The organism is Nonomuraea sp. NPDC003201 (assembly GCF_053590415.1).
The window spans coordinates 123,151-146,130 of the sequence record NZ_JBSFTC010000005.1; the positions used below are offsets into that span (position 1 = coordinate 123,151).

Consider the following 22,980-nt stretch of genomic DNA (forward strand, 5'->3'; position numbering starts at 1 on the left):
TGACGGGAACCTGATCGAAGTCTCCACCTATGGTCGGCTGGGTGGTCTGTGACGATTGTCCATTTTCGTGACAGGTGTGGTAAATCTTCTCCGTCACGCTTGTCACGGAGGCCCCATGCGTACCTTGCCCATCGTCGGCTTGACCACCTTGATGCTCGGGCTGGGTACTCACGCCGCCGTTGCCGAGCCCCCGGAGGCGGATGCGCCGCTCGCGCGTCAGGTCCCGACGACGTTCGCGGCCGGGAACGACTACTGGACCCCGGAGCGGATGCGGGCCGCCCAGCCGCTTGCCGCCCCCGATGATGCGGGGAGCGGCGCGAGCAGGAGCGCGACGCCGTACGCGGCGCAGGAGCAGGTGGACATCGCGCCCACCCCGTCGGCCGGTACGAAGCGGTGGGTCACCCCGTACGTCACCTCGGCGGCCAAGCAGCGGACGTGGAAGTCCGGCGGCCTCATCGCCAAGACGGCGGGCAAGGTGTTCGGCACCGGCGGCAACGGCAAGGACTTCGTGGCCTCCGGCAACGTCGTGACCAGCGCGGACGGGGACGTCGTCGTCACCGTCGGGCACGCGATGATCGACGGCGAGGGCCGGTGGAGCACCAACCTGGTCTTCGTCCCGGCGTACAAGAACGGCGCGGCGCCCTACGGCAAGTTCGTGGCGCGGACCATGTTCATCTGGTCCGGTTACTACAAGGACGGCGCTCACCAGCCGCCGTTCGACTTCGGCATGCTGGTCGTCAAGCCGGTGAAGGGCAAGACGGCCGTGCAGACCGTGGGCGGCCAGGGCGTCAGGTTCAACTCCACCTCCGCCGGCTCGTCCAACCTGCTGCTCGGCTACCCGAGCAACGGCAACGGTGGACAGACCCTGCAGTACTGCAGCGGTGCCTCGGTGACCCCGGCGTACGGGATGAAGTACGCGTTCCTGTGCGACATGGGCGGGGGGTCCAGCGGCGGTCCGTGGTTCCAGAGCTTCAACAAGATCACTGGTACCGGCTACCAGATCTCCACCCACGCGCTGCGCAACAGCACCACCAGCTACGGCTCCTACTTCGGCCCCGAGGCGCTCAAGACCTTCCGCGCCGCAGAGGCCGCCTGACTGAGCACGCCACTGACCGCGCTGCGGCGGCTGTCCGGGCGCTGCAGACGCTACGTGGGCGCTGCAGACGCTATGTGGGCGCTGCAGACGCTATGTGGGCGCTGCCGACCATGCTGCAGAGGTCGCCTGAGCGTTGTCGGCCATGTTGCAGCGGCCGTCTGAGCGCGCCGCCGACCACCTTGGCCCGCCGCTGACCACCTGGCCCGCCGAAGGCTACTCTGAGGCTTTTGTGACAATAGGGGGAAATGTGACCACACTCAGCCGCCGACAGCTCCTCCAGGCGGGCGCGGGTGCCGTGCCGGCTATCGCGCTCGGGGCGCGTCCCGCGTCGGCCGCCGTGGCCGAGCCGCTGACCACCGGTGTCGTGCCGAGCGCGATGGCCGGGTTCGACAAGGCGATGAAGACGTTCATCACGGAACGGGACATCTCCTGCGCCCAGCTCGCGGTCGCCAAGAACGGCAAGATTCTGCTCGCGCGCGGCTACGGGTTCTACTCCAAGCCGGGCGCCCCCATCGTGCGGGTGCAGCCGACGTCCCTGTTCCGGGTCGCCAGCCTCAGCAAGAACATCACAGCGGCCGCGATCGTCCGGCTGGTCCAGGACGGCAAGCTGACCCTGGGCGCCAAGGTGGCCTCCGTGCTGGGGCTGTCTACCACGGCGGACCCCCGGCTGGCGAACGTCACCCTGTGGCGCCTGCTCCAGCACCTCGGCGGCTGGGACTCGAGCGTGTCGGGCGACCCGCTGTGGAACGACTACACGATCTCCGCGTCGCTGGACGCGCCGCTGCCGATCGATCACGCCGACATCATCAAGTACGTCACCGCGAGGAAGCTCGACTTCGATCCGGGCACGAAGTACGCCTACAGCAACTACGGCTACATGCTGGCCGGGCGGATCATCGAGAAGGTCTCCGGCATGAGCTACGAGTCGTACGTGCGGCAGAAGCTCCTCGCCCCCGCCGGGATCACCCGGCCGCGCCTCGGCCGCAGCCTCCGCTCCGAGGCCTTCTCCACCGAGGTGACCTACGCCTCGAAGTACACCCGCAAGAGCGTCGTGGACCAGTCGGGCGCCGTCGTGCCGTTCCCCTACGGCGGGTTCAACATGCCCAACCAGGACGCCAACGGCGGCTGGCTCGCCTCGGCCGTCGACCTGGTCAAGTGGGGCTTCGTCTTCAACGCCGCCGGGCCCGTGCTCAACGCCACGTCGATCTCGCGGATATTCGCCAAGCCCGAGACCGGCGTGACCGCCGGCGGCTCCTGGTACGGCCTCGGCTGGAACGTGCGCAACAACAACGCCGGAGGGCTGAACACCTGGCACACCGGCAGCATGCCCGGCACGTACAGCTTCCTCGCGCGGGTGCAGAACGGCGTCAGCTACTGCGCGATCTTCAACCGCAGGGAGGAAGAGGGCACGCCCGACTTCGACGCGATCGACCCCATCCTCGGCGAGGCGATCGGCACCGTGAAGACGTGGCCCACCACGGACCTGGCTCCCAAATACTTCTGAAAGCACCCTCGTGACCGCCAATGTTGCGTCATGTAACGTCGCGGGAAAGGTAAGACCTACCGAGGAGCGGTAGATGCCAGAGGAGCAGCGACTCGACGCGACAGGTCAGCAGCAGACGAGAAGGCAACTGGTCCGGGCGGTGATCGCCTCCGCCGTGGGGACCTCGATCGAATGGTACGACTTCTTCCTCTACGGCTTCGCCGCCAGCACGATCTTCGCGGAGCTGTTCTTCCCCAAGAGCGACCCGACCACGGGTCTGCTCCTGTCTCTCGGCACCTACTTCGGAGGATTCGCCGCCCGCCCGATCGGGGCGGCGATCTTCGGGCACTACGGCGATCGGATCGGCCGCAAGGCCACGCTCATCATCACGCTCGTGAGCATGGGCATCGCCACCGCGCTGGTCGGGCTGGTGCCGACGTACGAGCAGATCGGCATCTGGGGCGGCATCCTGCTGACCGTGCTGCGGCTGCTGCAGGGCATCAGCGTCGGCGGTGAGTGGGGCGGGTCCGTGCTGCTGGCCACTGAGTGGGGGAAGTCGCGCGGCGGGCGGCGGGGGTTCCTGGGGAGCTGGCCGCAGTTCGGGGTGCCCGTCGGGCTCGTGCTCGGCTATCTGGCCCTCGAGGTGTTCCAGCCGCTCGACCCCGACTGGGGCTGGCGCATCCCGTTCCTGCTCAGCATCGTGATGGCCGGCGTCGGCCTCTACATCAGGCTCGGCATCATGGAGACGCCGGTCTTCACCAAGGTCCTCCAGGAGAACCGGGTCGAACGCGTCCCCGTACGCGAGGTCATCGTCAGGAACTGGCGGGAGATCGTGCTGAGCGCGCTGCTCCGGACCGGGCAGCAGGCGCCGTTCTACATCTTCACCGTCTTCATCCTCACGTACGCCACCAAGACCCTGGGGTTCAAGGCGGGCGACATCTACCCGTACGTCATCGCCGCCGGGATCGTGTCGCTGTTCACCGTGCCCTTCTGGGGATACGTCTCGGACATCGTGGGGCGCCGCAAGCTCTACATCATCGGCTCCGCGGCCATGGTGGTCTGGTCGTTCGTCTACTGGCCGCTGCTGGACACCCGCGTCCCCTCGCTGGTCCTGCTGGCCATCGTGCTGGCGGCGCCCATTCACGACATCCAGTACGGCCCGCAGGCCACGTTCATCGCCGAGAGCTTCACCGGGCGGCTGCGCTACAGCGGGGCCTCGCTCGGCTACCAGCTGGCCTCGGTGACGGCGGGCGGGCCCGCGCCGCTGATCGCGGTCTGGCTCTACGCGACGTACCAGAGCTCGTTCGCCATAGCCGTCTATATGGCGATATGTGCGCTGATCAGCGTGGTTGCGGCGTTCGCCTTGAAGGACCGGTCGAAGCAGGACTACGCCGTCGAGTACGACGACGTACGGACCGAGACCGGGACCAGCCCTTGAGTCACGCGTCGCTCGGGCCCGGCGTCCAGCCGGTGATCTGAGACCAGCCGTCGGCCTGGCGGAGCGTGTCCCAGATGAACGGCCGCTTCGCCTCGACGTATCGCTGCCGCTCGTGCCGGAACTCGGCCGCGAGACGCCGCTTGACCGCCGCGTACTCGGCCGCTGCTCCGGGGTGGGCGCGCAGGTAGTCGCGGAAGAGCCGGGAGAAGCTGCCCAGCACGCGTACGTGCACATGCGTGCGGCGCTCGCCCGGCGCCTCGCGGAAGTAGCGCTTGGTCAGGTCGGTATTGTCCGCCCGGTACACCAGGCCGGGTCGTGGTCGGCTGTCTCGACGGGGTCTGCCATGCGCCGATTATCCAGGGTCGCCTCAGCCGAAGGCGCGGACCTCCAGGAGCCCGACCGAGCCCTGGCCGCTCTGCAGCACGACCCGCAGCCTGGTGGTGCTGACAGCGGTGAACGTGACCGGGTTGTAGGCCCCGGCCGCGGTCCCGTACGCGCTCGCCCCGGGCACGTCCGCGTACGCGCTGCCGTTCCAGTACTGCAGCTTCCACGAGGCGGGCACGCGCACGCCGCCGCCGTCGTCGAAGAAGTAGACCTCGGCCGACTTGATCGTCTGGGTCGAGGACCAGGTCAGCTCGGCCCACTGGGTGCCGGTCTCCGGCCAGGTGCCCCAGCGCGGGCTGGGCACGAGGCCGTCGTTGACGGCCGCGACGCTCTCCCAGGGCGAGGTGTACGAGGCCGAGGGGGTCGCGCTCGAGGCCAGGTTGACGGGCGTGGGGTTGCCGCCCCCGCCGCCGAAGGCGAGGTCGTCGTCGCTTAAGATCGGGTGGGACGGGTTGACGTCCGCCTCGCCACCGCCGCCGTCGCAGCGCCGGTCGGGGTTGAACATCAGGTACGTGCCCGACGAGCAGGCCGTCGCGGGCTCGGCGTCACCGCCGACGACCACGCTGCCACCGAGGTTGGCGCCGCCCTGGACCAGCGCGCTGTTCTTCACCACGGCGTTGCCGCCGACGGTCGCGCCGCTGTTGACCCAGGACAGGTCCTCGATGCGGGCGTTGCCGCTGACCGTGCTGTTGCCGTACACGGCGGCCCGGGGACCGACGTAGGCGGTGGCGGCCACGTTGGCGCGGTTGTCCACCCAGCCGCCGCCGTTGGAGTGCCAGTGGCCGCCGCCCGGCGCGGCCGGCTTCACGTGACCGGGCTCGAAGCCCCACGGCGTGGCGCCCTGCAGGCGGAACTGGTACGGGTAGCGGTAGTTCTTCGGGTAGCCGTCGAGGAAGGCGTACTTGTGCACGGCGCTCGGCGCGCCGACGACCACGAGGTAGACGTCCTTCTCGCCCGCCTGGGTCTGGAAGGTCACCTCGCCGTTCGAGGAGTTGTAGATCGGGCTGTAGCGGGGCGTGCCATTCTTCACCGCGACGAACCCGTACGACCAGCCCGACCCGGCCGCGGAGTTGACGTGGCCCCTGAACCGCATCCGGATGAGCGCGCCGTCGCTGCTCGGGACGAGGCGGATCTTGTTGTAGCCGTAGTCGGAGGGGGCGATGGCGTCGGAGACGCGGAAGTGCCCGGCCGCCGCGTTGACCGCCTGCGCCTCCACGCCGTTGTAGGCCGTGACGAAGGGATACAGGCTGTTGATGAACGGCATGAAGTCGGCGCGGTTGGAGTAGTCCCACGTCACGTTGCGCTGGGCGTACTCACCCAGCCGCCGGTTGAGCTCCGCCTGGTCGATCCCGGCGATCCGGCGGTAGGTCTCCAGCGGGTGCTCGTTGCTCCTGGCCTCGTTCCACAGGCGGTTGAACATGGCCAGGCCGTCGCGGTCCTTGATGTACTGCAGCAGCATCCAGTTGCCGTAGTGGTGCCGGCTGCTGCTGTAGGCGAGGTTCTCCGTGCGGATGAACCTCGTCAGGTCGCCCGCCGCGGTCTTCGGGTAGACCTGCATGGCCATGAACTCGGCGCTCGTCTCCCAGAACGTGCCCGCGCTCGGGTCCGTGAACCCGTAGCCGGACCTGCCGAGGAACGTGTAGTTCTGGAACACGTGCCCCAGCTCGTGCGCCAGCCCCCAGGAGCCGGGGAGCGCGGCGGCGGGGGCGATGTTGATGACGCCGACCTTGCCGTCGGTCGAGCCGCCCGTCGCCCACGCGTCGAGCGGCGCGTTCGACCACGTCCTGGTGACGATGACGATGATCTTGTACTGGGCCAGCAGCCCGCTCTCCGGCGTGAACTTCATGGTGTTCACGTAGAAGGAGTAGAGGGTCTCAAGCTGGCTGAGCATGTTGTCGGGGTCGAAGTTGTACGGGGAGGGCGCGGTCTTGGGGTTCGTGCCCGATCGGTCGCCCCATAACAAGATGAAGTTCGCGGACTCCTTCGTACGGTCACTGGCCCACGGCACCTCACCGGTGCTCTGCCAGCGGGCAGGAATGAAGACGGCCTTCGCCGCCGCCGTGGCCGCCGGGGTGGTCGTGAGGAACGCGGTGACCAGCATCAGAAGGGCGACCGTCGCCGCCCGCAATCGTCTCATTCGGAAACCTCCGGGAGCCGCTCTTTTGTGAGCGCTAACACAGCGCGTTATGTCACATATTTTGGAGCGGCTAGAGTGTTGAGGTTCGCAACAGAGACTGTCAAGACCCGGTGAAACTTTCAGTTCCGAAAGGCCGCCTCCGCCGCGTTCGCCTGCGCGAGCTTCTCCTGCCCGGCCGTCCACCCGGCGAACTCCCGCTCCAGCGTGGTCCCGGCGGTGGTACGCGCGTCGGTGCTGATCGTGACCGCCAGCCCGTCCTCCAGGAGCGGGATCGCGGGGTGCTCCGCCAGGCCGGGGACGGCGCCGGTCATCACGTTGCTGACCGGGCACATGTCCAGGGCGATCCTGTCGCGGCGCAGCCGTTCGAGCAGCGCGGAGTCGCCGGTGCAGCGGACGCCGTGCCCGATCCGGCGGGCTCCGAGCACGTCGATCGCCTCCCACACGCTCTCCGGGCCCGCCGCCTCGCCGGCGTGCACCGTGCAGGGGAGACCGGCCGCGTGGGCGAGGTCGAACGCGGCCCGGTGCGGCGTGGCCGCGTACAGCTGCTCGTCGCCGGCCAGGTCGAGCCCGGCCACCTTGTCGCGGTGCCGCAGCGCCGTCTCGGCGACGGCCAGGCTCTGCTCCGGCGTCTGGTGCCGCAGGCAGCACAGCAGCAGCCCGGTACTCACTCCCGTCGCCGCCTCGCCCGCCGCCAGGCCCTCGGCGACGGCCTCGACCGCCTCGTCGATGGTCATGCCCTGGCGGCCGTGCTGCTGCGGCGCGAAGCGCGCCTCGCCGTAGACCACGCCGTCCGCGCTCCAGTCCTCCACCAGCTCGCGGGCGGCCCTGCTCAAGGCGTCGGGCGTCTGCAGCACCTGGAGGGGCACCTCGATGTACGTCAGGAACCGGCCCAGGCTGCCGCACCCGGCGGGCGCCGTCACCAGCTGCTCGACGGGGCCCGCCAGGGTGATGCCCTGGCGGCGCGCGAGATCGGCGATCGTGCTCGGGCGTACCGATCCGTCGAGGTGGCAGTGCAACTCGTAACGCTGGTTCATCGCGGTCCCTCACAGGTGTCGAAGAGCAGTTGCTTGAAAGCGGTCTCGTCGACCCGCCGCACCAGTGTCAGGTTCGGGGCGGGGGCCGAGCGGCGGCGGTCGATGATGAGCTGGCCGCGGGTCTCGTCGCCGAGCGCGACGTCCACGTACGCCCGTTCCCGCTCGACGGCCAGCTCGGGCCGGAGCGCCACGGCCATGGCGACGGGGTCGGGCAGGTCATAGCCGGACAGGCCGGTGACGTCGCGGGCCCACTCGGCGACCGTCCGGTTGACGCGGTGGGCGAAGGTGGCCATGGGGGTGCCGAGCTGCTCCAGCCGGAGCTGGTCCGCCGGGGTCATGACGGCGTCCCGGCGCGAGACGTCCCAGCCGATCCAGGTCACCTGGTCCGGCGTGGCGGCCTGGAGCACCACGCGGGCGGCCTCGGGGTCGGCCCACACGTTGAACTCGGCGGTGGCCGAGACGTTGCCCCACAGGTCCGCGGCGCCGGCCATGCAGTACACGTGCCGGTACCGGGAGAGCAGGTCGCGGTCGCGGAGCAGGGCGGCGGCGAGGTTGGTGAGCGGTCCCAGGGTGACCAGCGTCAGCTCGCCGGGGAGGTGGCGGGGCGCGGTCAGCAGGACGTCCACGGCGTGCTCCGGCTCGGCGACCCACAGGGGGTCGGGGAGGTCCAGGTCGCCCATCCCGTCCTGGCCGTGCACGTGCTGGGCGGTGGACAGCGGGCGGGTCATGGGGCTCTCGCAGCCCTCGTGGACGGGGATCTCCGGGCGGCCGGCCGTCTCCAGGGAGATGAGCGCGTTGCGGGTGGCGGTCGCCAGGGGCACGTTGCCCGCCACCGTCGTCACCGCACGTACGTCGGCCAGGCCGCTGGCGGCGGCCAGCAGCAGTGCCACGGCGTCATCCGAGCCGGTGTCGGTGTCGACGATCAAGGGCAGCACGGTCACCTCTTGTCTAATCGTTTAGAACTGCCACGTGCATATCTAATCGATTAGATGGGAGAATGTAAACCGCCATGAGGAAACGTCCGAGCACTCTGGCCGACGTGGCCCGCCGAGCGGGGACCTCGACGGCGGTGGTCAGCTATGTGATGAACAACGGGCCCCGTCCCGTGGCGGCCGCCACCCGCGAGCGGGTCCTGGCCGCGGCGGCCGAGCTCGGCTACCGGCCCAACCGCATCGCCCGCGCGCTGCGCTCGCGCACCACGGGCGTGGCCGGGCTGGTGCTGGCCGACGCGTCCAACCCCTACTTCGGGGCCCTGGCCAGGCACGTCGAGCGGGCGCTCGAGGGCCGCGACCTGCTCACGCTGGTCGGCAACGCCGGCTACTCGGCGCAGCGCCAGCGGCATCTCGTCGAACGTTTCCTGGCCGCCCAGGTCGACGGCCTGGTGATCGTCTCGGCCGACTCCGTGGGCGACGTGGCCGAGGTGGCCGAGGCGGCCGGCGTACCGGCCGTCTACGTCCACAACGGGCCTCCGGGCGCGCCCGTGGCGGCGGCCGACAACCAAGATGCGGTACGGGAGGCGGTCGCGCACCTGCGCGGGCACGGGCACCGGAACATCGCCTTCCTGACCGGCCCCGACGACGAGGGGCCCGTGGGCGTGCGGCGGGCGGCCTGGCACGCGGCCGTCCCCGGCGCCGAGCTTTTGCGCTGCGACTACTCGCGGGCCGCCGCGGACGCCCTGACCCGCCGCCTCGCCGACGCGGGCACCCTGCCGCATGCCCTGGTCATCGCCACGGACGAGCAGGCCATCGGGGTCCTGTCCGGCGCCTGGGCCCGCGGTCTGGCCGTCCCCGACCAGCTGGCCGTGATCAGCCTCGACGGGACCCCGGAGAGCGCCCACACCGCTCCGGCGCTCACGGTGACCGAGCAGCCGCTCCAGGCGATGGCCGAGCAGGCCGTCGCTTTGCTGTTCGACGAGGCGGCCGCCCCGCTCGCCACTCGCGCCGCCCTGATCCCGCGGCGCAGCTGCGGCTGCGGAGGAGGAGATCTGGACCTACTCTCGTAAGAGAAGGGATAGGTCCATGGACATCAACATCGTGCTCGGAGTCATCGCCTTCTTCCTCTTCTTGGTGATGGTCACCGGGGTGAGAGTCGTCAACCAGGTCGAACGCGGCATCGTCTTCCGCTTCGGCCGGGCACAACAGCAGATCCGCGACCCGGGCCTGAGGTTCCTGATCCCCGGGGTCGACCGCATGCGGAAGGTCAACGTCCAGATCGTCACGATGCCGATCCCCACGCAGGAGGGCATCACCAGGGACAACATCTCCGTACGGGTCGACGCCGTCGCCTACTTCCGGGTGCAGGACCCGATGCGGGCCGCGATCGAGGTGCAGAACTACCTGTTCGCCGTCGAGCAGGTGGCGCAGACCTCGCTGCGGTCCATCATCGGCAAGAGCGAGCTGGACGACCTGCTGACCAACCGCGAGGAGCTGAACAGGGGTCTCGCGCTCATGATCGACAGTCCGGCGCTCGGCTGGGGCATCCACATCGACCGGGTGGAGATCAAGGACGTGCAGCTGCCCGAGGCCATGAAGCGGTCGATCGCCCGCCAGGCCGAGGCGGAGCGCGAGCGGCGCTCCAGGGTGATCGTCGCCGACGGCGAGCTGCAGGCCGCGAGCAAGCTGGCCGACGCCTCGGGCATCATGGCCCAGACGCCGGGCGCGCTGCAGCTGCGCCTGCTGCAGACCGTGGTGGAGGTCGCCGCGGAGAAGAACTCCACGCTGATCATGCCGCTGCCGGTCGAGCTGCTGCGCTTCTTCGAACGGGCGACGCAGAACGCCGCACCGGCCGAGCCCGCCACGGTCGGCTCCGAACGGGTGCGGCCCGAGCGGCCCGCGCTCGCGGAGGAGGAGGCCGTTCCCGAGCTGCCCGCGCAGCGGAGCGCGAGCGACTCGGCCCTTGAGACCGGACAGAAGTCAGGTGATCTCCCGCTGACCCGGTGAGAGCCACTCGGCGATGTCCGCGACCACGGCCGGATCGACGTGCTGGGGCGGCTCGTACTCCGCCGGGGTCGAGGGGCCCGCGCCGGGGAAGAACAGGTGGTTGCCGGCGTCGTGGACGCGGAACGTGACGTCCGGCCGGTGCGCGAGCCCGGCCCGCCACCGCGCCAGGTCGTCGTCGACGGTCACCTGGTAGTCGCGGCCGCCCTGGAGGATGAGCATCGGCTTGTCCAGCGCCGCCGCGGTCGCCACGGGGTCGTAGCCGCGCATGTCCAGCCAGTACGAGCCGGAGAAGCCGAACGGCAGGTCCTCGGCCGGCGTGGCGGGTGACAGGTCCGGGCCGGCGACCGTGGCAGCCTGTTTAGTGATCATCTCGGCCGCCGCCTGCCAGCCGGGATTCACCGAGGCGAGGTAGCGGGCGACGCGTACGGCCGCCTCGTGCATCGGCTGGGCGTCCCCGGCCATGATCACCAGGCCGGCCACCGACGGCTCTGCGGCGGCGATCCGCGGGGCCGCCTTGCCGCCCATGCTGTGACCGAGGACGAAGACCCGCCCGGGGTCCACCTCCGGCCGCCGCCGGAGCAGGTGGACGGCGGCGACCGTGTGCGGGACGTACTCGTCGGCCATCGTGAAGTCGCCGGCCAGCCGGTCGGCGTGGACGTGGGTCACCTTGTCGTAGCGCAGCACCGCCACGCCCCGGCTCGCCAGGCCCCAGGCCAGATCCTTGAGCGGCTTGTTCGGCCCGCTGGTGGCGTCGCGGTCGAACGGCCCGCCTCCGCTGAGCAGCACCGCACCGGGCCACGGGCCTGGACCGCGCGGCAGGCTCAGCGTCCCTGGCACGGCCAGTGGGCCGGAGCCGACGGTGACCTCGTGCTCCTCGAACCGCTCCGGGCGGGCGTAGGCCGGCGGCTCCCACACCGCGGCGTCCAGGGGCGCGAGGCGCAGGCCGTTCAGCAGGCCGGCGTCGTCCACCGACATGACGACCGCGAGCCCTCCGCGCTCGCACGTCACCGGAACGCTCACCCGGACCAGCCCCGCCCGGATCGGCTCGCAGGCCGGCTCCCCGACGGCGGAGACGGGCCCGACCTCGGCGGTCCAGGCGGCCCGCAGCGCCTCGGCGGACACCTGCGCCCGCAGCGGCTCCGCGAACAGGCCCTCGATCTCCGTGAAGCGTTCCTCGCGGGCCATCTCGACGACCGTCGTGGCGGTCGCCGCCGGGTCGGTTGCCATCACGTTTCTACCTTTCTCGATTTATGCGAAAGGTAGCACGGGATGAGATCGTAGGAAAATGCCTACTCTGGACCTAACGGGGAGGACGCCATGGCATCTGCGGAGTTCGCCAGTTATTGGCGTTATCGCGGCCTCGGCGGCCTCGACCTGATGCGGGCGCGTTTCGTCCGGCGCCGGTTCGCCCGGCACAGCCATGAGACGTACGCGATCGGGACGCTGGAGGCGGGCCTGGAGGAGATCCGTTTCGCCGACGGCGTCGAGTACGCGGTCATGGACGACGTCGTGCTGATCGAGCCCGGCGTCGTCCACACCGGCGAGCCCCCGACCGCCGACGGGTGGACGTACCGGGTGCTGTATCCGAGCGTCGAGCAGGTGCGGGAGGTCGCGGACGAGCTCGGCGTGCCCGCCGGGATCCCGTCGTTCGACCGGAGGGTGGTGTCCGACGTGCGGGTGGCCCGGCGGGTGACGGCCGCCCATCGCGCGGCGGAGTCCGGCCCGTCGCTGGCCGCCGACTCCCAGCTGCACGCGCTGCTGAGCCTCGTGCTCGGCGCGTACGGCACGCTCCGCCCGAGGCGCCCGGCCCGCTCGGCCGGGCGGAGGAGCATGGCCCGGATCCGCGACCTGCTGCACGCGACCATGCCGGACCCGCCCGGCCTGAACGAGCTGGCCGCCGCGGCCGGGGTCACGCCGTTCGCGCTGTTGCGCTCGTTCCGGCGCGCGTACGGCATGCCGCCGCACGCGTACGTGACCCAGCTACGCGTCGCGAAGGCCCGCGAGCTGCTGCGACAGGGCATGCCGCCGGCCGAGGCCGCGGTGGCGGTGGGGTTCTGCGACCAGTCGCACCTTTCGCGGCACTTCCGGAGCCTCGTCGGCGTCCCGCCCCGCGCCTACCAGCGCGGGGTGCAATAACGTCCAATCCTTGACCTCCGCCACCGGTCTACGGTGCCTCGCGTGACGACCGACGAAAGTGCTCTTCCCCTCGAACTCGACCGATCCGCCGTCGCCCGGCTGGGCCGCCAGGCGGTGGACTTCCTGGCCGACTGGGTCGCCGAGCTGGACTCGGCGCCCGCGAGCGACTACGGGCAGGCGGACCGGCTGGCCGCCGAGCTGCTCAGGCCGCCCGCCGACGGCCCCGGCGACTTCGGCGCGCTCCTGGAGACGTTCCGCCAGGCGGCCGGGCAAGGCGTGAACACGGCGGGGCCCGGCTACCTGGCCTACTTCCCGGCGGGCGGGCTGGTCACCGCGGCGCTGGCGGAGCTGCTCGCCCAGGCCGCCAACCGCTTCACCGGCGTGGCCCAGATGTCACCCGCCCTGGTCGCCATGGAACACGGGGTGCTGACCTGGTTCTGCGACCGCTTCGGCCTGCCCGCGGGCGCGGGCGGGCTGGTCACGACGGGCGGCTCGCCGGCCACGTTGTCGGCGCTGCTCGCCGCCCGGCACGGCCGCCCGGACGACGGCACGGTGTACGTGACCGAGCACACGCACTACTGCGTCGCCAAGGCCGCCCGCATCGCGGGCCTGCCGCCGGAGCGGATCCGCGTCGTGCCCGCCACCGCGGACCTGCGCATGGACGTCGCGGCGGCGGCCAGGATGATCGCCGACGACCGAGCGGCGGGACTGCACCCGTTCCTGCTGGTCGGCACCGCCGGAACCACCAGCTCCGGCACCGTCGACCCCCTGCCCGAGCTGGGCGAACTGGCCCGCCGCGAAGGGCTCTGGTTCCACGTGGACGCCGCTTACGGCGGCGGCTTCCAGCTCACCGAACGCGGCAGGACCCGGCTCGCCGGGATCGAGGCCGCCGACTCGATCGTGCTGGACCCGCACAAGAGCCTCTTCCTCCCGTACGGCACCGGCCTGCTGCTGGTACGCGACCCGGCCGTGCTCCACGCCGCCCACGCGGCCGACGGCCGGTACCTTCAGGACCTGCGGGCGCTGGACGGCCTGCCCGACTACGGGCATCTCGGGGTGGAGCTGACCAGGGAGTTCCGCGGCCTGCGGCTGTGGCTGCCGCTGCACCTGCACGGCGTGGGCGCCTTCGAGCGAGAGCTGGACGAGAAGCTCGACCTCGCCGGCCACGTCCACCGCCGGCTCGCCCAGGACCCGCGCTTCGAGGTGCCGTGGCGGCCGGACCTGACGGTCGTGCTCTTCCGGCTGCGCGGCACGGACGAGCGCAACCGGCGGCTCCTGGCGGACGTCAACGACACCCGGCGCGTGTTCCTGAGCAGCACCACCGTCGACGGGCGGTTCTTCCTGCGCCTGTGCGTGCTCAGCTTCCGCACCCACGCCGACCGCGTCGAGGAGGCCCTGGGCATCATCGGCACGGCGGTGTGAGCGCCGGGCCTAGTGCTTGATGGGCAGGTCCTTGCGGGCCTGCTCCAGGTCCTTCTTCCAGATCCACAGCCGGTTCGGCGGCGGGACCTGGTGGTAGCCGAACAGGCCGACCTCGGTCAGGGTGCGCAGGTCCACGCACACGCGCTCGTAGGCGTTCGCGACGGCCTCGGCGGGGTCCTTCAGATCGTTGGTGCCGAGCTTGACGCAGGCCCGGTACTCGTAACCCAGCAGCAGCTCCGGGCCGAACTGCTGCCACGCGCCGCGCTTCTGCTGCCAGGCCACCTCGGCCTCGTCGAGCATCAGGTTCAGGTCGAACGACGGCGGGATGGAGGGATAGATGAGGAAGCTGGCGGCCCACCCGAGGGACAGCAGGTCGAGGTTGAAGGTGCGGCGCTCCGGGTCGTCGCGGGGCGGCATCGGGTCCGACGTCCCGCCGGCGAACCAGGGCGCGGTGTAGGCCAGCAGGCGGCCGTGGTTCTCGACGAGCTCGCCGGTGGCGATGACGGCCAGCTTGCGCTGGGTGCCGTCCGGGCGGGTCAGGCGGGTCTTCACCATGGTCTTGTGCGCCTCGGCCGCCAGCTGGCCGGCGGTCATGTGGTGGTCCGCGGCGTTCGGGGTGATGCGCGAGATGAGGTATTCGCGTAGGTGCTCGGGGATGGCGTCGTACGTGCCGTCCTGAAGCCGGGTCTTGGTGCGATCGAGCGCGGCCTGGGCGATGACCGGGGTGCCCCCGAAGTGGGTTTCCGGGGTGTCGATGGACACCATGCGGACCGACATTTCGATCTTCGGGGTGTCACCGTCGACCACATCGGTGAGCTTGTAGTCGTTGGCGGGGCGGCTGGGCCCGACGAAGCCGAGATTGATCATTTTGCGCTCCAACACCGGGTGAGACCTGGAGCGCCAACATCGCAGCCGATCGGTCTTCCCTGGCGACTGACACGCTGACCTGGGCCGACGTAGCTCGAAAACATTGACCAAGATCTACCTGGACGGCCTTGCGCGTGGAGGTCAGGTGCTCGGGCCCCAGGTGAGGGAGAGGCCGGTGGCGGCCCGTTCTGTGCGGATCTCCATCATGCTGCCCAGGATGGTGGCGTGGTCGGCGACCACCGCGGTGGCGTCGAGCGCGTACGTGATCCGCTCGCTGAGGAAGACCGGGCTGCCGGGCGGCTCCCCGAGGTGCGCCGCGACGGCCGGGTCGAGCAGGCCGGGCCGGATCTTCTCCGAGGCGCGCGCCACCGCCACGCCGCAGTCGGCGAGGGCGCCGTAGAGGGAGACGGCGGTGAAGTCGCGATCGCGGATCTGCTCGGCCGCCGGCCGCCGGATCCAGGAGACCTGGTGGATCGCGGGGCGGCCGGCGAACTCGCGCACCCGTTCCAGCCGCAGCGCGCTCTCGCCGGGAGCGGTGCGCAGCTGCGTGGCGACCCCGGCCGGGACCCGGCGCAGGGAACGCCCGAGCACGACCGTGCGTACCTCGTGGCCCTGCTTCCTGAGGTCGTCGGCGAGGCTCTGCAGGGAGCCCAGCTGGTAGGCCAGGTGCGGCGGGGACACGAACGTGCCCCGGCCGGCCTGCTGCACGATCAGCCCTTCGTCACTGAGCTGCCGGAGCGCCTGGCGGAGGGTCATCAGGGTGACCCCGTACGAGGCGCTCAGCTCGCGTTGGGGCGGCAGCGCCGCGCCGGGGGCGTAGTGGCCCGACCGGATCTTCGCGGCGAGGTCGGCGGCTATGGCGCGGTACCTCGCCTCGTGTCCGGCGTCGCGGGCCATCGTGTTTCGTCACGCTCCTGGTCGAGGGCCCGCCGCAGGCCCGTCAGGTAGGCGCCGACGTCGTCCGGCGCGGCCCCGTCGAGGATCCGGCGCATGATCGCGGCACCGATGACGACACCGTCGGCGCGCCGGGTGGCTTCCACGGCCTGTTCCGGCGTGGAAATGCCAAATCCTAGCAAGACCGGCCGGTCGCTGCCCTGCTTGATCCGTTCGGTGAGGGCCGTGGCGGGCTCGGCGAGCGCGGCCCGCTCGCCGGTGGTGCCCATCACCGAGACGGCGTAGACGAAGCCCCGGCTGCGGCGCGCGATTTCGTCCAGCCGCCGCCGCGGCGTCGCGGGGGAGGCGAGCAGGACCAGGTCGACGCCGGTGGCGGCGGCCGCGTCCGCCAGCTCGCCGGCCTCGTCCAGCGGCAGGTCGGGCACGATGAGCCCGGCGATCCCCGCCCGGCGCAGCGCCCGGCAGAACTCCGCGGGCCCGTCGCGCAGCACCAGGTTGTAGTACGTGCTGGCGACCAGCGGCACGTCCAGGCGCAGCTCGGCGACCTCGGCCAGGATGCCGTGGGCCGTCGCGCCCCGGGCCAGCGCCGCGTCCGACGCCTCCTGGATGGTGGCGCCGTCGAGCGTCGGGTCGGAGAACGGCAGGCCGAGCTCGATCGCGTCCGCGCCGGCGGCGGCGAACGCCCGCAGGTAGCCGGTCCAGCCGGGGGTGATGCCGCCGGTCACGTACGGCATGAGCAGCTTGTGGCCGCCGTCGCGCCGGGCGCGCAGCGGGCTTTCGAGCAGGCCGGTGCTCATACCAGCTCCTTCAGGGTCGAGATGTCCTTGTCGCCCCTGCCGGACAGGGTGAGCAGGACCGTCGCACCCGGCGGCAGCTCGCCCGTACGCGCCGCGCGGATCACCCACGCGACCGCGTGCGCCGACTCCAGCGCGGGCACGATGCCCTCGGTACGGGCCAGCCGCACCGCCGCGTCCACCACCTCCTCGTCGGAGACCGTGACATAGCGCGCCCGGCCGAGGTCGCGCAGGTGGGCGTGCTCCGGCCCGACCCCGGGGTAGTCGAGGCCGGCGGCGATGGAGTGCGCCTCGGTGATCTGCCCGTGGTCGTCCTGGAGGAACAGCGAGCGGAAGCCGTGCAGCACGCCGAGGCTGCCCCTGGCCGCCCCGGCGCCGCCCTCCGCCTCCACCCCGACCAGCCGGGCGGAGGTGTCGACGAACCCGGCGAACGTGCCCGCCGCGTTGGAGCCGCCTCCCACGCAGGCCACGACGTAGTCGGGCACGGCGGCCGGGAGCGCCCCGGCGCACTGCCCGCGCGCCTCGTCGCCGATGACCCGCTGGAACTCGCGCACCATCCACGGGTACGGGTTGGGCCCGATGACCGAGCCGACGCAGTAGTACGCCTCCTCGGTCGCCGTCACCCAGTGGCGCATGGCCTCGCTGGTGGCGTCCTTGAGGGTGCGGCTGCCGGTGCCGACCGGTACGACCTCGGTGCCCAGCATGCGCATCCGGAACACGTTGAGCTCCTGCCGCTCGACGTCCCGTTCCCCCATGAACACGGTCGCCGGCAGCCCCAGCAGCGCGGCGGCGGTCGCGACGGCCACGCCGTGCTGCCCCGCGCCGGTCTCGGCGATCAGCCGCTCACGGCCCATCCGGAGCGCGAGCAGGGCCTGGCCCAGCACGTTATTGATCTTGTGGGACCCGGTGTGGGCGAGGTCCTCCCGCTTGAGCAGCAGGGTCACACCCAGCTCCGCCGACAGCCGCCGCGCCGGGGTCAGCGGCGTGGGCCGCCCCACGTGCAGGGCCAGCGACTCCGCGAGGCTCTCGCGGAACGCCGGGTCGGTCCGGGCCTCCCGGAAGGCCGCCTCCACCTCCCGGCAGGCCGCGACCAGCGACTCCGGCACGTAGAGCCCGCCGTACTCCCCGAACCTGCCCCGCTCCCCGGGATCCTCCATCACACCTGGCCGCGTCGCCAGGACTCCTGTCGCCATGTGCCTCACCCATCTATAACTCTTCTGACTGTTCTATAACTGTTGCATAGATGCCGTGGAAGCGCCACGCCGCTCCGGTCCCCGACGCGAGCGTGACTCGTGGGCGGGCGGGGATATTTGCGGTGCTCTCCGGTCAACCGGACGTGAGCCTCAGGGAGTGTCAGGAGGTGGCATGACCGACGAGAGGAGCGCGGGTGGATGCGGAATTCGTGAGCTTCGTGCGGCACCGGGGAGACCACCACCTGAAAACGGCGGTCCTGCTCACCGGCGACTGGCACACGGCTGAGGATCTGGTCCAGTCCTGCCTGGGCAAGCTGTATCGCGTGTGGCATCGGCTGGACACCAGCAGCGATCCCGACGCCTACCTGCGCCGGATCCTGGTCAACACGTACCGATCCTGGTGGCGTGCGCGGTGGCGGCGCGAGATCCCGCGCGCCGAGTTGCCCGAGTTGCCCGGTCCCGGTGACGTGGGGGACACCCGGGCCGTGGCCGAGGACGTACGGAAGGCGCTGGCGCGACTGCCGGCCAGGCAGCGGACGGCTCTGGTGCTGCGGTTCTTCGCCGACCTGCCGGAAGCCGAGGTCGCCGATCTGATGGGCTGCTCACCGGGGACGGTCAAGACCCACACGCATCGCGGCCTGCAGGCGATGCGGCGGCTGATCTCTCCCGACACGCTGGTCAACCGAACCGAGGACGAAGGGAGTGGGATCCGGTGAGACACCGACACGAGGAGCCGTTCATGAACGAGCACGAACTCCGCACGCTGCTCATCAAAGCGACCGAGGACCGGCCGGCGGGCATCGACCTCATGCCGGCGATGCCGAGGCGCCGGCTGGCCAGGGTCCTGGTCCCGGTCGCCGCGCTGGCCGTCGCCGCCGCGGTGGCCGCGGTCGCGGTGGTGCTGCCCGCGACCCAGTCGTCGGCGCAGGCCCAGGTGATCGCCGCGGTCGAGAACACCAGCCAGGAGAGCTACCGCATCCATGTCACGTCCGATACCAAGGTGTTCGACGGCGCCATCGACCCCGTCCGGCGGATGGGCGTCATCACGAGGCAGGACGGGGCCGAAACCCGGTTCGTCGGAGACCTGATGTACATCCGGGAGAGCGGCGCCGCGACGTGGCTGGTCTCGCCGCGCCCCGACACCGAGCTGGCGGGCGCGCCGCCGGTCGTCGCCCTGGTCAAGCTCGCTCCCATCGACCCTCATTCGGCGCTGGAGCGGCTCCGTACGGCCACTGACGTCCGCGAGGCCGGCACAGCCTCCGGGCAGGGCTGGGCCGGACAGCGGTTCGCGTTCTCGCTGGAGGCCGGGGGCGGTGCCGACGTGAAGGCGGGCACGGCGGAGGCGGCCACGGGCACCGTGGACGTGGACGACCAGGGCCGGATCCGGCACCTGGAAGTCGCCTTCGGCGATTCCGGCAACCGGAACGTCATGGACTTCAGCGACTTCGGCACCCCCGTCTCGGTCACCGCTCCGCCCACCGACCAGGTACGGCAGCCGCCCGCCGACAAGCTCGGCAAGCCGACCGGGAAGCCGACCGACAGGGCGCGGCAGGAATCCGATGGCAAGGTCGGGGAGCCCACCACCAAGACGTCCTGACCGGCCACGCGCGGGGCCCGGGCACGTCGATGTCACACTCGCCGGCATGGAGAGCTCTCAGGAAGCGAACACCGCCTTCCAGGGAGCTCTCTTGACCACCGCCTATGTCGTCACCGCCCTCGTGACCATCGCCGCCAACACGTTCTCGGGCTTCGCCGCCATCACCCGGCTCGAACCGATCATGCGGACGCTCGGCCCCGCCCTGAAGACGGCGGGAGTGCCCGAGTCCTGGCTGGTCTTCCCGATCGGCGCGCTCAAGGTCGCGGGCGCGCTCGGGCTGGCGCTCGGGCTCCTCGGCGTGCCGCTGGTCGGCACGGCCGCCGCGGCCGGGCTCATCCTCTACTTCGTCTGCGCCCTCTACACCCACCTGCGCGTCAGCGACTTCTCGCCGACGTTCTTCCTGGCGATCGGGTTTCTCGGGCTGGCGGCGGCCACGCTGGCGCTGGACCCGGCGCTGACCTTGGACATCGTGAGGTGAAGCAGCGGCTACGAGTCGGCCGTGGCCAGCTCGGACAGGTTCATCGCCATCGCGTGGTGGACCGCGGGGACCCAGTCCAGCGCGCGCAGGGCCGTGTTGCGCAGGGAGCGCAGCGGGCCGTTGCCGACCGTCGCGATCCTCGTCATCCGGTGGGTGAAGGCGACCACGTCCTCGGCGACGGGACGGCGTTCGGTCCCGTACGTGTCCAGGATCGTCTCGGGAGCGCCGTCGCGCAGCACGGCGGTGAGCTTCCCGGCCAGGGAGAGGGCGTCCTGGATGCCGGTGTTCATGCCCTGGCCGCCGGCCGGGCTGTGGACGTGGGCCGCGTCTCCGGCCAGGAAGACGCGGCCCGCCCGGTAGCGCTCGGCCAGGCGGTGGTGGACGCGGAACCGCGAGCTCCAGACGAGGTCCGTGACCGTGGCCGGCTGGGTACGCGGCCCGCGGGTGTCGAGGAGCGACTGGATGTCGGCGACGCCGGGACGCTCCGGAGCCTCCTCGACCGTCGCGACGATCCGGTGGCGGCCGCCCGGCAGCGGCGCGACGACGGTCACCCCTTCGGGGGCGAAGTACAGGGCGACCTCGTCGGCGGGGCCCGCCCATTCGAGGCGGACGTCGGCCAGCACGAACGACTGGGCGTAGGTGTCGCCCGTGAACGCGATCCCGGCCTGCTCGCGCACCGTGCTGTGCATGCCGTCGGCGCCGACGGCGTACGAGGCGCGGATCCGGCGGCCGTCGGACGTCGTGGCGGTGACCCCGGTGGCGGTCTGCTCGACGGCCGTGACCTCGTACGGCCGGTGGACGGCGCCGCCCGCGGCCCGGAGCCGGTCCAGCAGCACCTGCTCGGTGATGTCCTGGGGCACCAGCAGCGTGTACGGGAAGTCGGTCGGCAGCTTGTCGAAGGCCACGGTCAGCAGGACCCGGTCGCGGTCGCGTACGGTGAAGCGGGGCACGGTGACCCCCCTCGACACCAGCTCGTCGCTGACGTCGATCGCCCGCAGCACCTCCAGGGTGCGGGCGTGCACGACCGCGGCCCGCGAGGTGTTGGCGCCGCTCGCCGCCTTGTCCACCAGGACGGCGTCCACGCCCTGCCGGGCCAGCGAGGTGGCCAGGGCCAGGCTGGCCGGGCCCGCGCCGACGATCAGGACGTCCGTGCCGGCCGGAAGTTGTGCGTTCATACCGCGAAATCCCCTTGTCTCAGTAGTAGTTGCGCATCAGTTCGGTCGCCCAGGCCGGCTGTACGGTCTCGCCCTGCGGCCCGAACTCCGCCATGTAGGGCTTGAGATCGAGGACCGGGCTGCCGTCGATGGCGTCCAGACCGCGTACGCGCACGTCGAGGCCGTCCACCGCGAGCAGGCGGCAGCGGGAGACCCCCAGCCTGTTCGGCCGGTTCCTGGCCCGCTGCGCGAAGATGCCCACCGGCGGCCAGTCCGGATTGCCCCTCGGCCGGCGGGCCGCGGTGTGCACGGACTCCGGGTCCACCAGGTGGAAGAGGAACACCACCTCCAGGTGCGAGAACGCGTCCAGCCCCGCGAGGGAGTCAGGCTGGAAGAGCGTCCCGTCGAGGCGGATCACCGCTTCCTCGGTGTTCCAGTCGTCGTCGAACGCCTCGGTGCGCCCGCCCACGACGGTGCCCACCGGCTGCAGGGTGACGGCGTGCTCCACGGCTTCCTCCAATGTCGGGTTTCCGCTCACGACCGTACGGGCCGGGGTTCGCGGGTGAATAAGTCACGATGACCGGGTTGCTCGCGGGCGGCGGAGGCCGCTTAGGTAAGGTCGGGCCATCATGATCGGGCGAAACGCCGAGATCGCCCTCATCAGCGGGCTGATCGCCGAGTCCGGGACCGGCCGGGGCAATGCCGTCGTCGTGTACGGAGAGGCCGGGATCGGCAAGTCGGCGCTGCTGGCGGAGGCTGCGCGGGCGGCGGGCGACGACGTGCTGGTGCTGCGGATCACCGGCGTGGAGGCCGAGGCCGAGCTGCCCTTCGCGGCCCTGCACCTGCTGCTGCGGCCGGCCCGGCACCTCGTCGCGGGGCTCCCCGAGGCGCAGCGGGCCGCCCTGCTCGGCGCGTTCGGCGAGAGCCAGGGCGGGGCCCAGGACCGCTTCCTCGTCGGGCTCGCTGTGCTGACCCTGCTCGCCGAGCTCGCCGAGGAACGTCCCCTGCTGTGCCTGATCGACGACGTGCAGTGGCTGGACCGCGCGTCGGCGGACGCGCTGGTGTTCGCGGCGCGCAGGCTGGGGGCCGAGCGGATCACCATGATCCTGGCCGCCCGTGACGACGGTGCGCAGCCGCCCGTGCAGGGTGTCCCGGAGCTGCGGCTCGCCGGGCTCGGCCGGGCGGACTGCGAGCGGCTGCTCGCCAGGTCGGCCGCCGATCTGGTGCCCGAGGCGCGGGACCGGGTGATCGAGGAGGCCGAGGGCAACCCGCTCGCGCTCCTGGAGTTCGCCGCGGCCCTCGTCCCCGAGCAGCGGGCGGGCCGGCTGGCTCCGCTGCCCCTGCAGGCGCCCAGGCTCCCCCTGCCCGGACGGCTCGAACAGTCGTTGCGGGCCGCCATCCGGCGGCTCCCCGAAGCCACGCAACTGCTGCTCCTGGTCGCCGCGGCCGAGGGCTCGGGCAGCCTTGAGCTGGTCCTGCGGGCCGCGGAGGGCTTCGGGGCCGGGCTGCCCGACCTGGAGCCGGGCGAGCGCCACCACCTGGTGCAGATCTCCGACGGCCGGCTGCGCTTCCGCCATCCCCTGGTCAAGGCCGCCGCGTACCACGAGGCGCCGCTCGCCCGGCGGGTGGCCGCCCATCGCGCGCTGGCGGACGCCCTCGACGGCGACGAGCACGCCGACCGCAGGGCCTGGCACCTGTCCGCCGCCGCCGTCGGTCCCGACGAGGAGATCTCGGACGTGCTGGCGGCGGCCGGAGAGCGGGCCCGGCAGCGGGGCAGCCACGCATCGGCGGCGACGGCGTACGAGCGGGCGGCGCAGCTGACCGTCGATCAAGGCCGGCGGGCCCGACGGCTGGCCGCCGCCGCCGAGTCGGCGATGGGCGCCGGGCAGCTGAAGCCGTCAAGACCCAAGCCAAGTAACACAACGGACGCGGCC

General features: G+C 71.6%; 22 protein-coding genes. 11 read left to right on the plus strand and 11 right to left on the minus strand.

All coding sequences use genetic code 11. From position 1 onward, the window contains the following. Positions 1 to 115: 115 nt before the first annotated feature. The 3 genes from ACWDX9_RS04525 (at position 116) to ACWDX9_RS04535 (ending at position 4,017) form a co-directional block, all read left to right on the plus strand. Positions 116 to 1,096: a trypsin-like serine peptidase gene (locus tag ACWDX9_RS04525; RefSeq protein ID WP_449948996.1), complete on the plus strand. Its 981-nt coding sequence runs from the start codon at positions 116 to 118 to the stop codon at positions 1,094 to 1,096. A 247-nt stretch (positions 1,097 to 1,343) separates the two neighbouring features. After that, entirely contained in the window at positions 1,344 to 2,600 is a 1,257-nt protein-coding gene (locus tag ACWDX9_RS04530; RefSeq protein ID WP_449948999.1) for a serine hydrolase domain-containing protein, read from the plus strand. 73 nt (positions 2,601 to 2,673) lie between these two features. Further along, positions 2,674 to 4,017, plus strand: a complete 1,344-nt coding sequence (locus tag ACWDX9_RS04535) for an MFS transporter (RefSeq protein WP_364261425.1) — start codon at positions 2,674 to 2,676, stop codon at positions 4,015 to 4,017. Position 4,018: 1 nt separating this feature from the next. Here ACWDX9_RS04535 and ACWDX9_RS04540 read toward each other — a convergent pair whose 3' ends face one another. The 4 genes from ACWDX9_RS04540 to ACWDX9_RS04555 form a co-directional block, all read right to left on the minus strand. Then, positions 4,019 to 4,321, minus strand: coding sequence for a GrpB family protein (locus ACWDX9_RS04540; RefSeq protein WP_449949002.1), 303 nt, complete (start codon positions 4,319 to 4,321; stop codon positions 4,019 to 4,021). Between the two features lie 63 nt (positions 4,322 to 4,384). Further along, positions 4,385 to 6,538, minus strand: a complete 2,154-nt coding sequence (locus ACWDX9_RS04545) for a DUF6055 domain-containing protein (RefSeq protein ID WP_449949004.1) — start codon at positions 6,536 to 6,538, stop codon at positions 4,385 to 4,387. Positions 6,539 to 6,657: 119 nt separating this feature from the next. Next, positions 6,658 to 7,572, minus strand: coding sequence for an adenosine deaminase (add, locus tag ACWDX9_RS04550; protein ID WP_449949007.1), 915 nt, complete (start codon positions 7,570 to 7,572; stop codon positions 6,658 to 6,660). Next, positions 7,569 to 8,507, minus strand: a complete 939-nt coding sequence (locus ACWDX9_RS04555) for a nucleoside hydrolase (protein ID WP_449949010.1) — start codon at positions 8,505 to 8,507, stop codon at positions 7,569 to 7,571. Before ACWDX9_RS04555 ends, add begins: the two co-directional genes overlap by 4 nt. Before the next feature lie 74 nt (positions 8,508 to 8,581). On the opposite strand from ACWDX9_RS04555, the gene ACWDX9_RS04560 reads away from it, so the two are divergent. Next, positions 8,582 to 9,574 (plus strand): LacI family DNA-binding transcriptional regulator, encoded by a 993-nt coding sequence (locus ACWDX9_RS04560; RefSeq protein WP_449949013.1) that lies wholly within the window; start codon positions 8,582 to 8,584, stop codon positions 9,572 to 9,574. A 16-nt stretch (positions 9,575 to 9,590) separates the two neighbouring features. Continuing rightward, positions 9,591 to 10,511, plus strand: a complete 921-nt coding sequence (locus tag ACWDX9_RS04565; protein WP_449949015.1) for a slipin family protein — start codon at positions 9,591 to 9,593, stop codon at positions 10,509 to 10,511. Here ACWDX9_RS04565 and ACWDX9_RS04570 read toward each other — a convergent pair. Further along, positions 10,485 to 11,738, minus strand: a complete 1,254-nt coding sequence (locus ACWDX9_RS04570; protein ID WP_449949017.1) for an alpha/beta hydrolase family protein — start codon at positions 11,736 to 11,738, stop codon at positions 10,485 to 10,487. The genes ACWDX9_RS04565 and ACWDX9_RS04570 overlap by 27 nt on opposite strands. 90 nt (positions 11,739 to 11,828) lie before the next feature. Here ACWDX9_RS04570 and ACWDX9_RS04575 point away from each other — a divergent pair, with 90 nt between their 5' ends. Both ACWDX9_RS04575 and ACWDX9_RS04580 read left to right on the plus strand, forming a co-directional pair. Further along, on the plus strand, positions 11,829 to 12,647 hold the full coding sequence (locus ACWDX9_RS04575) for a helix-turn-helix domain-containing protein (RefSeq protein ID WP_449949019.1): 819 nt from the start codon (positions 11,829 to 11,831) through the stop codon (positions 12,645 to 12,647). Positions 12,648 to 12,689: 42 nt separating this feature from the next. Beyond that, a complete protein-coding gene (locus ACWDX9_RS04580; RefSeq protein WP_449949022.1) occupies positions 12,690 to 14,069 on the plus strand; it encodes a pyridoxal phosphate-dependent decarboxylase family protein in 1,380 nt (459 codons plus the stop codon). A 9-nt stretch (positions 14,070 to 14,078) separates the two neighbouring features. Here the strand turns inward: ACWDX9_RS04580 and ACWDX9_RS04585 are convergent, their stop codons facing one another. From ACWDX9_RS04585 to trpB, 4 genes are all read right to left on the minus strand, one after another. Beyond that, positions 14,079 to 14,936: a hypothetical protein gene (locus ACWDX9_RS04585; RefSeq protein WP_449949024.1), complete on the minus strand. Its 858-nt coding sequence runs from the start codon at positions 14,934 to 14,936 to the stop codon at positions 14,079 to 14,081. Between the two features lie 141 nt (positions 14,937 to 15,077). Beyond that, positions 15,078 to 15,833 carry a GntR family transcriptional regulator gene (locus ACWDX9_RS04590; RefSeq protein ID WP_449949027.1) on the minus strand — a complete coding sequence of 252 codons (756 nt, stop codon included), beginning with the start codon at positions 15,831 to 15,833 and terminating at the stop codon, positions 15,078 to 15,080. Then, positions 15,791 to 16,627 (minus strand): tryptophan synthase subunit alpha, encoded by an 837-nt coding sequence (trpA, locus tag ACWDX9_RS04595; protein ID WP_449949030.1) that lies wholly within the window; start codon positions 16,625 to 16,627, stop codon positions 15,791 to 15,793. Before trpA ends, ACWDX9_RS04590 begins: the two co-directional genes overlap by 43 nt. Further along, the gene (gene trpB / locus ACWDX9_RS04600; RefSeq protein WP_449949033.1) at positions 16,624 to 17,817 is read right to left on the minus strand and encodes a tryptophan synthase subunit beta; all 1,194 of its coding nucleotides are present in this window, start codon (positions 17,815 to 17,817) and stop codon (positions 16,624 to 16,626) included. The genes trpA and trpB overlap by 4 nt, the downstream gene beginning before the upstream one ends. A gap of 194 nt (positions 17,818 to 18,011) precedes the next feature. Here trpB and ACWDX9_RS04605 point away from each other — a divergent pair, with 194 nt between their 5' ends. The 3 genes from ACWDX9_RS04605 (at position 18,012) to ACWDX9_RS04615 (ending at position 19,892) form a co-directional block, all read left to right on the plus strand. Continuing rightward, positions 18,012 to 18,533 carry a SigE family RNA polymerase sigma factor gene (locus ACWDX9_RS04605; RefSeq protein ID WP_449892979.1) on the plus strand — a complete coding sequence of 174 codons (522 nt, stop codon included), beginning with the start codon at positions 18,012 to 18,014 and terminating at the stop codon, positions 18,531 to 18,533. A 23-nt stretch (positions 18,534 to 18,556) separates the two neighbouring features. Beyond that, on the plus strand, positions 18,557 to 19,414 hold the full coding sequence (locus ACWDX9_RS04610) for a hypothetical protein (RefSeq protein ID WP_449949035.1): 858 nt from the start codon (positions 18,557 to 18,559) through the stop codon (positions 19,412 to 19,414). Positions 19,415 to 19,505: 91 nt separating this feature from the next. Beyond that, the gene (locus tag ACWDX9_RS04615) at positions 19,506 to 19,892 is read left to right on the plus strand and encodes a DoxX family protein (RefSeq protein WP_449949037.1); all 387 of its coding nucleotides are present in this window, start codon (positions 19,506 to 19,508) and stop codon (positions 19,890 to 19,892) included. Positions 19,893 to 19,900: 8 nt separating this feature from the next. Here ACWDX9_RS04615 and ACWDX9_RS04620 read toward each other — a convergent pair whose 3' ends face one another. Together ACWDX9_RS04620 and ACWDX9_RS04625 are read right to left on the minus strand one after the other, a co-directional pair. Then, a complete protein-coding gene (locus ACWDX9_RS04620; protein WP_449949039.1) occupies positions 19,901 to 21,067 on the minus strand; it encodes an FAD-dependent oxidoreductase in 1,167 nt (388 codons plus the stop codon). Between the two features lie 19 nt (positions 21,068 to 21,086). Continuing rightward, entirely contained in the window at positions 21,087 to 21,554 is a 468-nt protein-coding gene (locus ACWDX9_RS04625) for an SAM-dependent methyltransferase (RefSeq protein WP_449949042.1), read from the minus strand. Positions 21,555 to 21,675: 121 nt separating this feature from the next. Between ACWDX9_RS04625 and ACWDX9_RS04630 the strand changes: the two genes are divergently transcribed. Beyond that, positions 21,676 to 22,980: ATP-binding protein (locus ACWDX9_RS04630; protein WP_449949044.1), on the plus strand; the 1,305-nt coding region annotated here is incomplete at its 3' end.

Bases quoted from the DNA above. Each gene is read 5' to 3' on its own strand.
- ACWDX9_RS04525 (WP_449948996.1), top strand. From the start codon at position 116: ATGCGTACCTTGCCCATCGTCGGCTTGACCACCTTGATGCTCGGGCTG.
- ACWDX9_RS04620 (WP_449949039.1), bottom strand. From the start codon at position 21,067: ATGAACGCACAACTTCCGGCCGGCACGGACGTCCTGATCGTCGGCGCG.
- ACWDX9_RS04565 (WP_449949015.1), top strand. From the start codon at position 9,591: ATGGACATCAACATCGTGCTCGGAGTCATCGCCTTCTTCCTCTTCTTG.
- ACWDX9_RS04570 (WP_449949017.1), bottom strand. From the start codon at position 11,738: ATGGCAACCGACCCGGCGGCGACCGCCACGACGGTCGTCGAGATGGCC.
- trpB (WP_449949033.1), bottom strand. From the start codon at position 17,817: ATGGCGACAGGAGTCCTGGCGACGCGGCCAGGTGTGATGGAGGATCCC.
- trpA (WP_449949030.1), bottom strand. From the start codon at position 16,627: ATGAGCACCGGCCTGCTCGAAAGCCCGCTGCGCGCCCGGCGCGACGGC.
- ACWDX9_RS04560 (WP_449949013.1), top strand. From the start codon at position 8,582: ATGAGGAAACGTCCGAGCACTCTGGCCGACGTGGCCCGCCGAGCGGGG.
- ACWDX9_RS04545 (WP_449949004.1), bottom strand. From the start codon at position 6,538: ATGAGACGATTGCGGGCGGCGACGGTCGCCCTTCTGATGCTGGTCACC.
- ACWDX9_RS04585 (WP_449949024.1), bottom strand. From the start codon at position 14,936: ATGATCAATCTCGGCTTCGTCGGGCCCAGCCGCCCCGCCAACGACTAC.
- ACWDX9_RS04590 (WP_449949027.1), bottom strand. From the start codon at position 15,833: ATGGCCCGCGACGCCGGACACGAGGCGAGGTACCGCGCCATAGCCGCC.
- add (WP_449949007.1), bottom strand. From the start codon at position 7,572: ATGAACCAGCGTTACGAGTTGCACTGCCACCTCGACGGATCGGTACGC.
- ACWDX9_RS04575 (WP_449949019.1), top strand. From the start codon at position 11,829: ATGGCATCTGCGGAGTTCGCCAGTTATTGGCGTTATCGCGGCCTCGGC.
- ACWDX9_RS04610 (WP_449949035.1), top strand. From the start codon at position 18,557: ATGAACGAGCACGAACTCCGCACGCTGCTCATCAAAGCGACCGAGGAC.
- ACWDX9_RS04535 (WP_364261425.1), top strand. From the start codon at position 2,674: ATGCCAGAGGAGCAGCGACTCGACGCGACAGGTCAGCAGCAGACGAGA.